Genomic DNA, 15,633 nt, shown 5'->3' on the forward strand with positions numbered 1-15,633 from the left:
GGGCCGTCACCCCGCCGTCAAGCTGATAGGACGCGACCCCATCCCACGCCGATGAAATCTTTCCCAGCAGACCATGCGATCAACTGGAACATCCGGCATTACCACCCGTTTCCAGGAGCTATTCCGGAGCATGGGGCAGGTCGGTCACGCATTACTCACCCGTTCGCCACTCTCACCCCCAAGCAAGCTTGGAGGATCCCGTTCGACTTGCATGTGTTAAGCACGCCGCCAGCGTTCGTCCTGAGCCAGAATCGAACCCTCCACAAAAAAACTGTGAAAAGCCGAAGAACGGCTCGAAAAAACAAAAAAGAAGAAAAAAGACGGACACCACGATCCCGACCACGAAGGCCGAACCATGGCACCACACAGAATCCTTCCAAAACCCAGTCCCCTCGAACCCCTCCCGGGGACCCGAACCACGCTCACACGCGACCGGGCGGGACCGGACTGGCAATCATCAAAAAGTAGTACAAAACACGCTCTTGAGTTCTCAAACCACCACCACACCAGCAAACGAAACCGATCCGAACCGAACCGATCCGGCCGTGCCGGGCAACGAGTGATTAACTTACACGCCAACCACCAACAACGCAAATCCAAGAAAACATAATCATCCAGAACCCTTACTGCCGCAAGGGCTCTATCGGCGTGTCGCGCAATCTCTCCACAGAGCCCTTCGTCAGGCTCGACCGCGCATCCGCTTTTAGCCTATCCCGATCCTCAACCGCTTATCCCAAGGCATTCCACATAGTCAGACGAATGCGGCGAAAATTCACCCGCGCGTAAGGCAACACCGTCGCCCATCCCCCAGATACATCCGGCACAAGCAGCAATACGGAAGGAATCAGGGAACAATCAGGGCAAACCCCAATATCGGAAGCCTCGCTGTGCACCTAATCTGGAGGTATGAGACTACTAGGCAATATTCTGTGGCTGATACTGGGAGGACTGGCCATCGCCCTCGGATGGGCGATCGTCGGATTGGTGTTGTGCCTCACGATTATCGGCATCCCGCTGGGCGTCCAATCGTTCAAGATGGCGGCGCTCACGCTCACCCCGTTCGGCAGAACCGTGGTCTACGATGGCGGCATCGGCTCGACGCTGATCAACGTGATCTGGGTTGTACTGGTCGGCTGGTGGATGGCATTGGGCTATGTAGCCGCCGGATTGGCGAACTGCATCACGATCATCGGCATCCCGTTCGGCATCCAATCATTCAAGATGGCCAAACTCGCCCTGTGGCCGTTCGGCGCGCAGATCCGAGAACTACCCTGACCGATGAAGGTCATTCCACTGCGGAAACGGCGGCATTGGCCGCGGCAACGGCCGCGGTGACATCGACCGGATGATCCAAATCGATCATGGCCGCACCAAGCACCGTCAGTGCGGAAACCACTTTCTGAGCGCTGGCGGTGTATCCCATATGACCGACACGGATCAACCGTCCGGCCTCCTCGCCGAGCCCTCCGGAAACATGCAATCCGTAACGAGAATCCATGATCCCCCGAAGCTGCGCATCGTCCACATCCTCGGGCAGACGGATCGCCGTCACCGAATTCGCCATATGCTCATCGGCATCAACCCACAGCTCCAACCCCATCGCCCGCACGCCCGCACGCATGGCCCGGGCGCAACGCTCATGCCGTCGAACAACGTCGTCCACCCCGCCCTCATCGTCGATGATGTCGAGCGCGGCCTTCAATCCGTAGATGGCCGAGATCGGCGGGGTGTACGGCACGTAGTCGCGGTCGACCCACTGGCGCCACGGTAGAAAGCTCAGATACGAACGCTCATAGCGACCGGTATCCTTCATCACCCGCGCGGCCCGCTCCCACGCCCTGTCGCTCAACGCCACCAAAGACATTCCCGGAGTCGAGCCCAAGCATTTCTGGGTACCGGTGACCACCACGTCGCACCCCCATTCGTCGAAACGCACCGGGGAGCCTCCGACGCCGGAAACCGAATCAACGATGGTGAGCACTCCTCGCTCACGGCATTCCCGGCAGATCGATTCCATGGGATTCTCGGAAGCCGAGGGGGTCTCCGAATGCACGAACGCCAACACCTTCGTCTCGGGATGCCGATCCAAAGCCAGTCTCACCTGTTCGATCGATACGGAGGTGTCGTACGGCACCGTCACATCGACCACTTCGGCGCCATAGCCGCGCAGCACCTTGGCATATCCGGCGCCGTAGTACCCGGATGCCAGATTGACGCACACGTCACCCGGCTCCACCAGATTGCAGGCGGCCATTTCAAGCCCCAGGATGGATTCGCCCTCCACTGGCAGCACGCGATTGGCCGTCTTGAACAGCTTCGACAGATCATCGCTTACCGAACGCATGAGGTCGACGAAATCATCGGTGCGATGATGCACCATCTGCCATCCCATGGCCTCCAGTACCCGCGGGTATATGCTGCACGGGCCGGAAGCCATCATCAGTTCGGGAATATGCGGACGAAACGAAGACGGCATGACGACACTCCTTCCCACACCGATCCACGGAACACGAAACCCTGCACGCACGACGATTCCGCGGGAGCTTCACGGCGAGCCCACGAGGATTCCGCATCGGCGGACATCGGCAACGGCTTTGATCCCAGTGTAAGCCCGCGAACAACTCCCGGAGGTTCTTCGAAGCCCGTCCGACGCCTATTCGGAAGCCACGGCGTCAAGCACCGGCTTTCGCAACGCCCGCGAAGCCGGCGAAACGCTCGCGAGCAGACCAACCAGCACCGAGACCAGCAGGAACACGACGAGCTGGCTCCACGGAACGCTGAGCATTTCCAGCCCATCCGACTCGTAGACCTTGCGGATCACCGCTCCGGCCGCCACACCGACGATCAGTCCCAGCACCGTGCCGAACACGGAGATGATCGAGGCTTCGATGGCGAGCATGCCTCGAATCTGTCCACGGGACGTGCCGATGGCCCGCAGCAGTCCGATCTCCTTCGTTCGCTCGGAGACGGAAAGCGCCAAGGTGTTCACGATGCCGAAGATCGCGATCACGATGGACAGTGCGAGCAACGCATAGAGGATCAGCAGAATCTGATCGACCATCGAGCTCATGGTCGACTTGTATTCCTCGTGATTCATCACGGAAACGGTGTAGTACGGCTTCACCGCATCCTTGATCCGTCGCTGCACGTCGGTCTTATCCGCCCCCGGGTCGGCGACGACGTACATCTGGATGGTGAACATCGTCTGCTTGGTGCCGAACCGCTCGCCGAGATCGTCATTCACCATCACGCAACTGCGATAAACGTTGTTGGTGATGATGGCCCCGACCTTCACTGTTCGGGAGGTCGTCTCCGTTCTGGTTCGGATCAGCGTGCTCGGATCGACCTTACCGGCCTCATCCATGCGCGCCTGAGCCTCCTGCGCCCTACCCTGTGCCATGAGCGACCGAACCTCGGACTCGACCTTGGCCTGATACTCCTTTCGCGCCCGGGCGGTCGCCTCCTGATCGATCAGCGTTTTCTTCGCGCTCACGGTGACCGTGTCGCCCACGTTCCATCCCTGATCCTTGGCCACGTCCTCGCCGACCACAAGCTCGTCGTTCTTCAACGCTTCGGTGGGATCCCCAGCTTTCGTAACCGGGGCGAACACATCGGTGAACAGCGCGGGCTGAACCGCTATGGTCATGCCGCCGACCTGTTCGCCGTCGTATTTGACGCCCATGATGAACCGATTCGATGCGGTGGATTTGACGCCGTCCACCTTCTTGACGTCGTCGACCGCCCCCTGCGGCAACTGACCCGAGGATGCGGACATGATGGCATAGTCGGCCTTCAGACCGGTGTCGACGATGCCAGCGACGGATGCCTTGGCGGAAGACGCCACCACGCCCAGACATGAGACGATGGCGACACCGACGAACAAGGCCGCCGCGGTATTGGCAGTTCGCCGTTTCGAACGTGAAAGATTGCGCTTGGCAAGCGTCCCGGTGACCCGGAAGATCTTCGACGGCAGCCATCCGAGAATCACGCCCGCCACCGACACCAGGGACGGTCCCGTCACGATCACGCCGACGACGAGCAGGGCCGCGCCAACGCCCAGCGGCCAACCGACGGCGACATCATTCAGCCACGGCCAAGGTGTGGGACCGTTTCCATCCGCACCGACCAACGCCACGGTGAAGGTCCACGCCCCGGCACCGATCAAGCACATCACGGCACCCAGAATCCCTCGCATCGTCACCGGCTTCTCGGGATTCACGGTTTCGTTCATCGCCTGGATCGGCGGTGCCAGCGCCGCCCGTCGAGCGGGCAGCGAAGCCCCGACGAACGTGACGATCATACCGACGACGAGACCGACGAGCATATCGGTGACGGTCGGATTCGACGATCCGCTGATCGGAGTGCCCATCCGCTCCATGCCCATCACGATGAGCTTGACGACCCCCCATCCCAGACCGATGCCGGCCAGAGATCCGATCAGGCCCAGGACGACGGCCTGCACGATCACGGTGGAGAACACCTGTCCGGGAGAGGCGCCGACGGATCTGAGCAATGCGTATCCACGCATGGATTCGCGCACGATCATCGAGAACGTGTTGGCGATGATGAACGATCCCACGAACAGTGCGATCACAGCGAAGATCAGGATGAGCGGCTGGATGAAACCGAGCGCGTCCTTGGTGGCCTTGGCGTTCTCGTCACGCATCTGGTCACCGGTGATGGCGTGGGCCTTCGCGTCGGCCGGCAATCGGTCGTTGATGGCATCGGCGAGCGCCTGCTGCTGCCCGGCATCGAGAGCCTTTCCCCCGTTGGCGCTTCCGTAGACGCTGATGTATCGGGTCGTGCCGCTCTTCCCGGTCGTGCGCTCCTGGGTCTTTTTGGCGACAGCGGGGTCGATCTGAAGCAGGATTGCGCCGGCCTGGCTGCTGGAGGTGCGGAAGATGCCGGTGACCTTCACGCTACGGGGCCCTTCGGGATACACGAGTTTGGTGGCGTCTCCCACGTTGAGTCCGGAGCGTTGGGCCGCCTGCTCGTCCAGCGCCACCTCGTGGTCGCCGACGGCATACGCGCCTTTGATCATGCTGGCCGACCGCCAGGGCTGCGTTTCCGAGAATCCGATGGCGATGGTCGGAGCGCCCATGGAGGAGACGGCATCGCCGTTGTGCGCGACCAGCACCATGCCGTTGGAGATCGAGTAGACGATTTCCGCCGTCTGCACGCCGGTGACCGAGGCGATCGTATCGGTCAGATCGTCGTTGATGTCGTTGTACTCGGTTTCGGTCGATGCCGCGGATGCTTCCGCATCGTCGTCCTTTACCTCTTCGGAACCTCGCACATAGACGTCATGATCGGCATTCGACGCCATCATCTCGTCAACCTGGTTGTTCAGCATCTCACGGAAGCAGAACGAACCCACCACGAACGATACGCCGAGCATGATCGCGATGATGGACATGGCGAATCTGCCCAAATGGGCGCGGGCCTCGCGCAGTCCGATGCGGATCATGCCGCTCCCCCATCAACCGAAGTCCCGCCGGCATCGTCATTCCCGTTGTCCGCGAACACATCAAGGATCCGTTCGTACGTCGGATGAATCATGTCGCTGGTGATGCGCCCGTCGGCAAGCACCAGCACCCTGTCCGCATAGGAGGCGGCACGGGGATCATGCGTCACCATCACGATCGATTGCCCGTAGTCGCGCACCGAATCCCGGAGGAATCCGAGCACTTCACGGCTGGATCTCGAATCGAGGTTGCCGGTTGGCTCGTCGGCGAAGATCACGCTCGGACGCGCCATCAGCGCGCGGGCGCAGGCGACGCGCTGCTGCTGTCCGCCGGAAAGCTGACTGGGACGATGGGTGAGACGGCGTTCCAGGCCCACCACATGCACCACCTGATCGAACCACGCCCTGTCGATGGGCTTGCGGGCGATCTGCAGCGGCAGCAGGATGTTCTCCTCGGCGCTCAACGTGGGTACGAGGTTGAAGCTTTGGAAGATGAATCCGATCTGTTCGCGGCGCAGCTTCGTCAGTTGCCGCTGGTTCATCGAGGAGACTTCCAATCCCTCCACGATCACCTTGCCCGACGTGGGCGAGTCGAGTCCCGCCATGCAGTGCATCAATGTGGATTTCCCGGAGCCGGACGGGCCCATGATCGCCGTCATCTGTCCGCGCATGAATTCGACGTCGACATGGTCCAGTGCCGTGACGACGGCGTCCTTGTCTCCGTAGGTCTTGGTCAGATCGATGGCTTCGGCCACCACCGAATCCGACGATTGCCGTGCGGTATCCCCCTGCCTCCCCACGCCGATTCGGCGCGGACCGCGAGACCGTCGTTCGTATTGTGGAGACGAATCGTTCCGTCGGTCCCTGACCGCCTGCGCCGTATGTCTGCCCATGTCCCTTCCCATTCTCGATGAGCGATTGACCCTATGGGCCATGCTACTTCCAGCGTCGGATTCAATCGGCCGTCGCTTACAATGAAGCGGTGGAAAGGCTATCGGATGGCTATTGCGACAACGGCTCAGGTGCGGCTGCATAATCGCAGCCAGGTTCTCGCCCACCTCTATCGGCACGGCGGCGCATCCAAGCAGGATCTCGCCGGAGCGCTGAACATGAGTCTGCCGACGGTCACGCAAAATCTTGGCGAACTTGAGAAGGCCGGTCTTGTTCTCCGAAGGGGCTTCTCGCGGTCCACAGGCGGCAGAAAACCCCGGATCTACGCCTTCAATGCCGGTAGTCGTCTGGCCATCGGCGTGCGGATGACGGCCACCGGAGTCGTGGCCTGTGCGGTCGATCTTCGTGGCGGCTGCGTCAAGAGGGCGAGCGGACGACTGCCCTACGCCCGTCGAAGCTCCTACTACCACCGCATAGGCCAGTTCGTTGGGCAGTTCATCGAATCGCTGACCGCATCCCTGCCCGAAGGCGGCGAATCATCGATACTCGGTGTTGCGTTCAGCGTGCAAGGCATGGTTTCGCCCGACGGCGAGCGTGTTGTCTTCGGCAAGGTGATGGACGACGAAGGACTGACCGCACAGGTTTTCGGTCGTCAGCTCGATCAACGCTGCGTATTCGTTCATGATGCCATCGCGGCGGCGAGGGAGGAGATTCGTCTGACCTCGGATGTCGGCGACGCGCTGTGCCTGTATCTGAATGATCATATGAGCGGAGCCGTGGTCATCGGCGGTGAGCTGCATGGCGGATCGACCATGAGGAACGGCGCGGTGGAGCATATGACGATCGTCCCGGAGGGGCGTCGATGCTATTGCGGCGGGAAGGGATGCCTCGATGCCTACTGTTCGGCGAAAGCGCTGATCGGTGACCGTGACGAGACGCTGGAGGAATTCTTCAATCAGGTTCGAGACGACGAATACACACACCGTCGTCTGTTTCACCAGTATCTCGATTATCTGGCTCTGGCGATCAGGAACATGCGCACGGTGCTCAGCTGCGACGTCATCATCGGCGGGCAGGTGGGGCAGTATCTGACCATGGACGATCTGGCCGATCTGAAGATCCGCATACGTAGGTCGGATCCCGTCCCCGATGGAGGATTGCGCATACGGAAAAGCGCCTGCCGGGATGATCAGGATGTGATCGGCGCGGCCCTGACGTTCGTGGACGATTACGTGGATGCCCTGTGCAAGTGGCAGGAACGTGAATGACCAAGCGTGCCGCCCTGAATGACGAAGCGTGCCGTGCGGGTTCGAACCCGCACGGCACGCTGCTGATGTGCGACTGAGGAGCTTCCCCCACATCACGACTTCCGAAACCGACCGTTCGAAGCGGCATGCCCCCTGTGAGCCTCCACGAACGGCATCCGGTCGGCGTCGTTCCGAGAACGTCGACCGGAAATCCGGATCACATCGTCCCGGCTTGTCCTATCCGACCCGTACTACTTGGCCAGACCGGATTCGCGCAGAGCCTCGAAACCACCCTTGAGATCGTCGAGGATGTCCTCGATGTTCTCGGTGCCGATGGACAGACGGATGGTTCCCTGATGGATGCCCTGGTCCTCAAGCTCCTCCAGCGTCTCCTGGGAGTGCGTGGTGGAGGCCGGGTGGATCACGAGGCTCTTCACATCGGCGACGTTGGCCAGCAGGCTGAACAGGTGCAGATTGTTGATGAACACGCGTGCCGCGTCCTTGCCGCCCTTGATGTCGAAGGTGAAGATGGAGCCGGCGCCGTTCGGGAAGTACTTCTTGTACAGCTCGTGGTCGCGACGCCCCTCGATGGCCGGGTGGGAGACGGACTCGACTTCCGGCACGGTCTGCAAGTATTCGACGACCTTCAGCGCGTTCTGGACGTGGCGCTCGACGCGCAGGGACAGCGTTTCGGTGCCCTGCAGCAGCAGGAACGCGGCGAACGGGCTCAGCGTGGCGCCGGTGTCGCGCAGCAGGATGGCGCGGATACGGGTCACGAAGGCGGCACCGCCCAGGGCCTCGTAGAAGTTCAGACCATGGTAGGAGGGATCCGGCTCGGTGAGGGTCGGGAACTTGCCCGGCACCTCGGCCCAGTTGAACTTGCCGCCCTCGACGACGACGCCACCCAGCGTGGTGCCGTGGCCGCCGATGAACTTGGTGGCGGACTCGACCACCACGTCGGCGCCGTGCTCGAGCGGACGGAACAGGTACGGCGTGGCGAAGGTGTTGTCCACGATGACCGGCAGATGATGCCTGTGGGCGATTTCGGAGATGGCCTCGAAGTCGGGCAGATCGGCGTTCGGGTTGCCGAAGGTCTCGAAGTAGACGAGCTTGGTGTTCTCCTGGATGGCGTCCTCGAAGTTCTGCGGAACCTCGGGATCCACGAAGGTGGTGGTGATGCCGTCGCGCGGCAGCGTGTGCTTGAGCAGGTTGAAGGTGCCGCCGTAGATGTTCTTGGAGGAGACGATGTGATCGCCGGACTGGGTGATGTTGCGCACCGCGTATTCCACGGCTGCGGCGCCGGAGGCCACCGCGATGCCCGCGGTGCCGCCTTCGAGGGCCGCGATGCGATCCTCGAACACGCCTTGGGTGGAGTTGGTCAGACGGCCGTAGATGTTGCCCGGATCCTGGAGTCCGAAGCGGGCCTCGGCGTGGTCGAAGTCATGGAAGACGTAGGAGGTGGTGGCGTAGATCGGGACGGCGCGCGAGTCGGTCGCCGGATCGGCCTGCTCCTGACCAACGTGCAGCTGCAGGGTCTCGAAACGATAGTTCTTGTTCTTCTCGGCCATGATGGCGAACTCCTTAATCGTGGTGTGGTGTTGTCGTTGCCTCCGCTCGGTGACCCGTCGTAAACCATCCCGGCGATGTCGTCCTTGCGTTGATGGTTACGACCATATGCGTTCGAAGCCCTGTGTTTCAAGCGGAAACCGGCTTTTCGCTATTACGGTTGCTTATAGCCTTTTAGCAACCTCTTGCAGGGCAAAGGGTTGATAACGGGCTACGGAGACGTTCCGGGCGGCTCCCTCGTCGAAAGACACGCCGAAGCCGCCCGATATGCTGTGATGCATACGCATGCGTCGAACGTCGTATGCGGGAACACGCAGAAAGGCCCTACCATGACCACCTACGCCGATGACGATGACGTGACGCTTTTCGACAGAGACCCCGACTACATCCCCCGCGTGGCAGCCGTGCACGACATGTGCGGCTACGGCAAATGCTCGCTCACCGCCGCCATCCCGATCCTTTCGGCATGCGGCTGCGATGTGTGCCCGGTGCCCACCGCGCTGTTCAGCGCCCACACGATGTTCAAGGACTACACGTTCAACGACACCACCGACATGCTTCCCGCCTATCTCGATGCATGGCGCAAGGAGGGCGTGGAGCTTGACGGCATCTACAGCGGTTTCCTCGGATCCGTGGAGCAGGTGGCCCTGATCCAGCGCATGTACCGTGAATATCCGAAGGCCCTCCGGCTGGTCGATCCGGTGATGGGAGACGGCGGCAGCATGTACCCCACATACACCGAGGAGCTGTGCCGCGCCACTGCGGCATTGGCCGAAGGCGCGGATGTGCTGATGCCGAACCTCACCGAGGCGTCGCTGCTGACCGGACGGGACTATCCCGGTCGGAATCTGAGCGAAGACGAAGCCCATGAATGGCTGAAGGCGCTGTTGGATCTGGGAGCGAGGAACGTGGTGCTCAAGGGCATCGACCGTGGGGACGGCAAACTGCGCAACTACGTGGCGAGCGCGTCCTCGGGCGCCGACTCGGCGATCGAACTGGTGCATGACCGACTCCCGTACATGATTCACGGTACCGGAGACGCCTTCGCCTCGGCGCTGTGCGGTGCGCTGCTGGCGGGACGGGGACTGGCGCAATCGGCGCACATCGCCGGGGAATTCGTCCGGTCCGCCATGCGGCATACCCGCCGCCAGCCGCACTTCGAGGAACGCGGTGTGAGCTTCGAGCTCAGTCTCGGTGAGCTGACGGGTCTGGTCGGCTGAATCAGATTCCCCACATCGAGGAGCGGGGCCGGTGAATCATAGATCGAATAGCCCCCAGAAGGCCATAAGCGTCAATGACAGCAGGGCTCCGGCCATGATCAACCCGACCACCAGCCATTGCCCCCACCCTGATATCGCCGCGACGGAGTCCCCCGACCGTCCTGATCCTCGATCATGGCTGCTTGTGCGATGCATACGCTCCCGCAGATCCCGTCTGCATCGCACAAGCAGCCATGCGGCGAACACCATGTTGCATAATGCTCCGAGCCGTAGCACCATCCATCCGATGGCGAAGAACAGGCTCCTACGGTTCAGCATCACGGCGCTCCAACCCGCGTACGCCAGATACCCCGACAGCAGAAGAATGATCGTCGCGGGCATCACACCAGCCGCCGTCAGCAGACGGGCGATTCCGACGGGGAACCGACCGCGACTCGGATCGAAGCGCCGAACAACGGCGAGCGCGGCCGCCACCACTGCGGCCGATATCGGCAGCAGTATGGCGGCCACGGTCATCGCGCATAGTAGCCCCAGGGATCCGATCAGTCCCGACGACGTCCAGTGCGGCGCCGTGAATCGTTGATCGGGTGTCGCTCCGGCCACCTGTGCGGTGGCCCATCCGTCGGCCTTCGTTCCGGCTGCGACGGCGTTCACCCAGTCGTCGAGCACCTTCGTATACCCATCGGCCAGAGGAAGCCCGGGTTCGAATAGGCCCGCTCCCTCTCTCATCTGATGATTGGCGTGGAAATACCGTACGGTCACGTTGTCGTTGCCGGCGCGATGCGCGACGTCAAGAATGGTCCGCGCCCCTTGTTCGATCGGCATGGCGGTGTCCATCACCCCGTAATTGACCAGTACCGGCATGGTGAGGGATGACAGGTATCGTTTCGCATCGAAGTCCCCGTATCGCAGATCGAACGGCGCGAAGTCCATCGACATGAGTTTCGCGGTGTTCTGCCGGACGGATGCGGGCACTCCGGCCTCCTGCAGGTAGGCGCTGGCCGCCATGGCCATGAGCTGTCTGCCGGAAACCACCGGGGCCGAGGAAAGCACGGCGAATGCGATGTCGTGATCGCGATCGGTGATCAGCGTGGATATCCAGGTGCCTTCGGATTCCGCGTAGAGCCCGGTCTTCGCAGGGTTCACGTCCGGTCGGTTTCTCAGCCAGTCCAGGCAGTGCCGGTAATCGTCCGCGAACCGTTCATAGTCGCGGTGGGTCCACGAGTAATCATCGAGTCGTTTGGCCGGAACCAGCGTGGTGATGCCTGCGGACGCCATCGAAGACGCGATGTCGCCGAAGTCCCGTGACGAACCGGTGCCCGAGCCATGGACGAACAGGCATGCGGCGTGTCTGGGTGAAGCACCGACCGGCTGTCTGAGCACGGCTTCCAGAACGGTGCCGTCGCTCATGGTGAGATGCAGCGTCGACTCCCGGATGCGGTAGGTTCCCTCGTGGTGCACGGTCACGTCTTTCGCCGCGACGCCGACGTCGGGCGACCCGAGCGAAATGTGATCGGAGAACGGCTCCACCTTCCATGCCGGCGCCATGGCCTTGCCGATCAGCGCGAACACCACCAGCAGAGCCAGCGTCGCCAATGCGATGTTCACGACCCCTCTGAATCTATGCACGGTATTCACCGTAGCCCGACGATCGCGGCGGATCCGATCTTCCCTCGTTTCCCGCCCATGACGAGCACATTTTCCCGTCATGAATGTGGATGACGCCGTTTTCGTCCACATTCGCGCCGCCGGCGAATGATTCATCCACATCATCGACGATTCGATGTCACGTTCGACCACATTGTCCGCAGACAGTGTCGTCATGGAACCGATGGTGGTGTAGTCGAAACCATGAACACACTCCAACAGCTCACACAGCAGATACACCGACCGCATCTCACTCCGAAGCAGCTGGGCCGCATCGGCGAGGACTATGCATCCGTCTGGCTGGAATGCCAGGGATGGACGATTGTGGACCGCAACTGGCAATCCCGGTACGGCGAGCTTGACATCGTCGCGCTCTCCCCCTCCCTGCAGCTGACGTTCGTCGAAGTCAAGACCAGACGAAACGCCCATTTCGGTCCGCCTCAGGAGGCGGTGACCGCCCGCAAGCGGATCGCACTCAAGCATGCGGCCTCGCAATGGCTTCTCGAATACGGTCGGAAGATCCGTCATCATGGTACGAGGTTCGACGTGATCGCGCTCAGCGTGCCGGGCGGCGCCCGATGCCCGCAGGTCACCCATATTCCGGGGGCGTTGTGATGAGGATCGGCACGGCATTGTCCGTCGGCCTCGTCGGACTCAAGGCATTCACCATCTCCATGCAGGCGTTCATTTCACCGGGCCTACCGTACTTTTCAATCATCGGTCTGCCCGATGCCTCGCTTTCCGAGGCACGAGAGCGTGTGAAGTCGGCATGCTCCTCAGCGGGATTCCATTGGCCGCAGACCCGGGTCACCGTCAACCTTTCGCCGGCTTCCCTGCCGAAGCGTGGGGCGAATCATGATCTTGCCATCGCGGCCAGTGTGCTGTGCGCGGGCGGGGCGATACCGCATGACTGTCTGCAGGAGACGCTGGTGCTCGGCGAGCTCAAGCTCGACGGCACGGTGCTGCCGGTAACCGGACTTCTTCCGATCCTGCTTCATGCCCGGACCCGAGGCATCCGACGGGCCTTCATACCGTACGCCAACATGGAGGAGGCTGGGCTGGTCCCAGGCATCGACGTGGTGCCGGTACGACATGTGGGCGAATTGATCGAGCATTTGGGAGGCCGCGCGAACTACCGGCTTGATCCCGGTGCCGGGATCGTGGGGCCGGACGTTCCATCGTCCGATGCGGGGCAGCCCGAGGAAGAGCCGATGCCGAACATGAATCAGGTCATGGGACAGAGCCAAGCGAAATGGGCGTTGGAGGTGGCCGCCGCCGGAGGACATCATGTGATCATGGTGGGGCCTCCCGGCACGGGCAAGACGATGCTGGCGTCGCGGCTTCCCACCATCATGCCGCCGTTGGGCGAACGGGAGCAGCTGGAGGTCGCCTCCATCCGATCGCTGTGCGGCACATTGCCGGCATACGGCATCACCGACGTTCCTCCATACGAGGCGCCGCATCATACCGCCTCCGCCCCGTCCCTCGTGGGTGGGGGCAGCGGCATCGCCGTACCGGGGGCGATCACACGCGCGCATGACGGCGTGCTGTTCATGGACGAGGCGCCGGAATTCTCCGCCAAGGCCCTGCAGACGATTCGCGAACCGCTGGAAACGGGGTTCGTTTCCATTTCCCGTTCGAAGGCCACCACCCATTACCCGGCACGATTCCAACTGGTGATGGCGGCGAACCCGTGCCCATGCGGATTCGGCTGGGGCAGCGGCGAACAATGCGTGTGCACGGCCAAGGATCGGGCCAGATATTGGAACCGGCTCTCCGGACCGATCCTCGATCGCATCGACATCCAGATCACGGTACCGCCGGTGTCGCAATATTCGCAGAACGAATCGCAGCCCGCGGAATCCAGCGAGCGGATACGTCGCAGGGTGATGGACGCGCGGTCGGCCGCCACCGAGCGATATCGCATGCATGGCTGGCGCTGCAACGCCAAGGCCAGCGGCGAATGGCTTCGCAAGAACACCTCCCGCAAGGCGTTGACGCTGATCTCCCACGCGTTGGAATCCGAGCAGCTTTCCCTCCGTGGTGCGGACAGGGCGCTGCGCCTCGCATGGACGCTTGCCGACGTGGCCGGCAAAACAAGTCCGGACGACGGCGACGTGGCAGCCGGAATCGCATTGAGAACGAGGCTGAGATGACCGACGACGGACTGAGCAACGACACGCTCTGCAGAGCGCTGCTGACCTTCGCCACGGACGGCCCCGATGCCCTGATGTACGCCACGTTGAAAGGTTCCGAGGATCCCTTCGACGCCACGCGGATATTGACGATGCTTCTGCGTACTACGCTGGCGCAGCCTCCCCTCTGGATCGACCACCGGAACGAGAGCGGCGGAGCATCACCTGCCTTTCCCGACGATGACCGTCAGTTGGACCGTTTGTTCATCGTCGGCATCGCCAGATGGGGACGGAGGGCGGACGCCCGCGCATTGGAGAATTTCCATCATGCCGTGCGACGCTGGCGGGATCGTCTGCTCCGGTTGCCTCTCGCGGATCATGCCGCATTGACGAACATGATGACCCACGGAGGCGAACAGTGGATCGTCACGCCCCGGTGCGACCACTGGCCTCATCAGCTCACGGATCTGGCCATTCGCTCGGATTGGGCTCCGCCATTGTGCCTGTGGGGAATGGGAGACCCCTCCTCGCTGGTCAGCTGCAAGTCTCCCGTGGCCGTGGTAGGGTCCAGAGACGTCAACGACTACGGTCGTTTCGTGGCTCGCAACGCCGGCCTCCACGCGGCACGGGACGGTCATCTGCTGGTCTCGGGAGGCGCCATGGGCGCCGATGCCGCGGCCCATTGGGGTGCATTGGCCGCCCGCAGGGAGCGAGACGACACCGACGAGCGAGATCAGGCGGGACGCACGGTTGCCGTGTTCGCCGGAGGTCTGGATCTTCGCGGACCTGCGCGCAATCTCTCGCTGTTCAACGAGATGCTGGCCAACCGCGGCGCCCTGATTTCGGAGATGCCGCCGGGCACGATTCCCGAAGCCCGTCGTTTCCTGCTGCGCAACCGGATCATCGCCGCATTGGCCGACGTGATCATCGTGGCGCAGGCCCGACACCGTTCCGGCGCCTTGAACACCGCCACATGGGCCGCTGAGATGAACCGCAAGGTGTATGCCGCCCCGGGCGACATCGACGAACCGTTCAACACCGGATGCAACCGGCTGATCCATGACGGCAAGGCCATACTGCTGCATTCGGCTACGGACATCTCGTCATGCTGCCACGAACGGCATGAGCCGTATGATGTAGGCGCTGCGGTCACGGACGCCGAAACCTCCGGCGACGAGGCCGAAGCCCGTGATTCGCCAAGGTCAGGCCATGATGATGGCGGCTCGATGATCATCACCGCGATCCGCAGCTGCGCAAGACGGCATGTGGCCGCCACTGCGGATGAGATCTCGGGATATCTGGCGACGAAACCCTCGACCTCGGCACTGACCTTCGGCGAGGTCATCGCGACGCTCGGCAGAATGGAGGCTCGCGGAGAGATCGCCATGAGAGATGACGGAACGGTACGAATCGTACGGTGACGTGAGCTTGCGTCCATACAGGTCAGGGCCTGTGGGACAATC

Annotated in this window: 11 protein-coding genes and 1 rRNA gene; 6 read left to right on the forward strand and 6 right to left on the reverse strand. The window is 62.2% G+C overall.

The window, feature by feature from the left end; genetic code table 11:
• Positions 1–267: ribosomal RNA gene (locus Uis1B_RS08225) — 16S ribosomal RNA — on the reverse strand; the annotation flags it as partial.
• A 639-nt stretch (positions 268–906) separates the two neighbouring features.
• On the opposite strand from Uis1B_RS08225, the gene Uis1B_RS08230 reads away from it, so the two are divergent.
• Positions 907–1,275: a YccF domain-containing protein gene (locus tag Uis1B_RS08230; RefSeq protein ID WP_101617303.1), complete on the forward strand. Its 369-nt coding sequence runs from the start codon at positions 907–909 to the stop codon at positions 1,273–1,275.
• Between the two features lie 10 nt (positions 1,276–1,285).
• Here the strand turns inward: Uis1B_RS08230 and Uis1B_RS08235 are convergent, their stop codons facing one another.
• The 3 genes from Uis1B_RS08235 to Uis1B_RS08245 form a co-directional block, all read right to left on the reverse strand.
• On the reverse strand, positions 1,286–2,476 hold the full coding sequence (locus Uis1B_RS08235; RefSeq protein WP_101617305.1) for a pyridoxal-phosphate-dependent aminotransferase family protein: 1,191 nt from the start codon (positions 2,474–2,476) through the stop codon (positions 1,286–1,288).
• 177 nt (positions 2,477–2,653) lie between these two features.
• The gene (locus Uis1B_RS08240) at positions 2,654–5,467 is read right to left on the reverse strand and encodes an ABC transporter permease (RefSeq protein WP_101617306.1); all 2,814 of its coding nucleotides are present in this window, start codon (positions 5,465–5,467) and stop codon (positions 2,654–2,656) included.
• Complete coding sequence (locus Uis1B_RS08245) at positions 5,464–6,264, reverse strand: ABC transporter ATP-binding protein (RefSeq protein WP_423734880.1); 801 nt, start codon at positions 6,262–6,264, stop codon at positions 5,464–5,466. The genes Uis1B_RS08240 and Uis1B_RS08245 overlap by 4 nt, the downstream gene beginning before the upstream one ends.
• Positions 6,265–6,462: 198 nt before the next feature.
• On the opposite strand from Uis1B_RS08245, the gene Uis1B_RS08250 reads away from it, so the two are divergent.
• Complete coding sequence (locus Uis1B_RS08250; protein ID WP_165782808.1) at positions 6,463–7,623, forward strand: ROK family transcriptional regulator; 1,161 nt, start codon at positions 6,463–6,465, stop codon at positions 7,621–7,623.
• Between the two features lie 230 nt (positions 7,624–7,853).
• On the opposite strand, the gene Uis1B_RS08255 is transcribed toward Uis1B_RS08250, so the two are convergent.
• The gene (locus Uis1B_RS08255) at positions 7,854–9,170 is read right to left on the reverse strand and encodes an O-acetylhomoserine aminocarboxypropyltransferase/cysteine synthase family protein (RefSeq protein ID WP_101617312.1); all 1,317 of its coding nucleotides are present in this window, start codon (positions 9,168–9,170) and stop codon (positions 7,854–7,856) included.
• 327 nt (positions 9,171–9,497) lie between these two features.
• On the opposite strand from Uis1B_RS08255, the gene Uis1B_RS08260 reads away from it, so the two are divergent.
• Positions 9,498–10,388: a pyridoxamine kinase gene (locus Uis1B_RS08260; protein ID WP_101617314.1), complete on the forward strand. Its 891-nt coding sequence runs from the start codon at positions 9,498–9,500 to the stop codon at positions 10,386–10,388.
• A gap of 36 nt (positions 10,389–10,424) precedes the next feature.
• Here Uis1B_RS08260 and Uis1B_RS08265 read toward each other — a convergent pair whose 3' ends face one another.
• A complete protein-coding gene (locus Uis1B_RS08265; protein WP_243390321.1) occupies positions 10,425–11,996 on the reverse strand; it encodes an alpha/beta hydrolase family protein in 1,572 nt (523 codons plus the stop codon).
• A 243-nt stretch (positions 11,997–12,239) separates the two neighbouring features.
• Here Uis1B_RS08265 and Uis1B_RS08270 point away from each other — a divergent pair, with 243 nt between their 5' ends.
• Genes Uis1B_RS08270 through Uis1B_RS08280 form a run of 3 tightly spaced genes read left to right on the forward strand, consistent with a single transcriptional unit; the run spans position 12,240 to position 15,591 of the window.
• Positions 12,240–12,650, forward strand: coding sequence for a YraN family protein (locus Uis1B_RS08270; protein WP_101617316.1), 411 nt, complete (start codon positions 12,240–12,242; stop codon positions 12,648–12,650).
• Positions 12,650–14,191 carry a YifB family Mg chelatase-like AAA ATPase gene (locus tag Uis1B_RS08275; protein ID WP_101617318.1) on the forward strand — a complete coding sequence of 514 codons (1,542 nt, stop codon included), beginning with the start codon at positions 12,650–12,652 and terminating at the stop codon, positions 14,189–14,191. Before Uis1B_RS08270 ends, Uis1B_RS08275 begins: the two co-directional genes overlap by 1 nt.
• The gene (locus Uis1B_RS08280; RefSeq protein ID WP_101617320.1) at positions 14,188–15,591 is read left to right on the forward strand and encodes a DNA-processing protein DprA; all 1,404 of its coding nucleotides are present in this window, start codon (positions 14,188–14,190) and stop codon (positions 15,589–15,591) included. Before Uis1B_RS08275 ends, Uis1B_RS08280 begins: the two co-directional genes overlap by 4 nt.
• Positions 15,592–15,633 lie beyond the last annotated feature (42 nt).

Origin of the sequence: Bifidobacterium margollesii (assembly GCF_002860355.1) — a bacterium.
In the GTDB taxonomy this organism is placed as follows: Bacteria; Actinomycetota; Actinomycetes; order Actinomycetales; family Bifidobacteriaceae; genus Galliscardovia; species Galliscardovia margollesii.

Excerpts from the sequence above, each read along its gene's own strand:
- Uis1B_RS08230 (WP_101617303.1), top strand. The coding sequence starts at position 907 with ATGAGACTACTAGGCAATATTCTGTGGCTGATACTGGGAGGACTGGCC.
- Uis1B_RS08235 (WP_101617305.1), bottom strand. The coding sequence starts at position 2,476 with ATGCCGTCTTCGTTTCGTCCGCATATTCCCGAACTGATGATGGCTTCC.
- Uis1B_RS08240 (WP_101617306.1), bottom strand. The coding sequence starts at position 5,467 with ATGATCCGCATCGGACTGCGCGAGGCCCGCGCCCATTTGGGCAGATTC.
- Uis1B_RS08250 (WP_165782808.1), top strand. The coding sequence starts at position 6,463 with ATGGCTATTGCGACAACGGCTCAGGTGCGGCTGCATAATCGCAGCCAG.
- Uis1B_RS08255 (WP_101617312.1), bottom strand. The coding sequence starts at position 9,170 with ATGGCCGAGAAGAACAAGAACTATCGTTTCGAGACCCTGCAGCTGCAC.
- Uis1B_RS08260 (WP_101617314.1), top strand. The coding sequence starts at position 9,498 with ATGACCACCTACGCCGATGACGATGACGTGACGCTTTTCGACAGAGAC.
- Uis1B_RS08270 (WP_101617316.1), top strand. The coding sequence starts at position 12,240 with ATGAACACACTCCAACAGCTCACACAGCAGATACACCGACCGCATCTC.
- Uis1B_RS08275 (WP_101617318.1), top strand. The coding sequence starts at position 12,650 with ATGAGGATCGGCACGGCATTGTCCGTCGGCCTCGTCGGACTCAAGGCA.
- Uis1B_RS08280 (WP_101617320.1), top strand. The coding sequence starts at position 14,188 with ATGACCGACGACGGACTGAGCAACGACACGCTCTGCAGAGCGCTGCTG.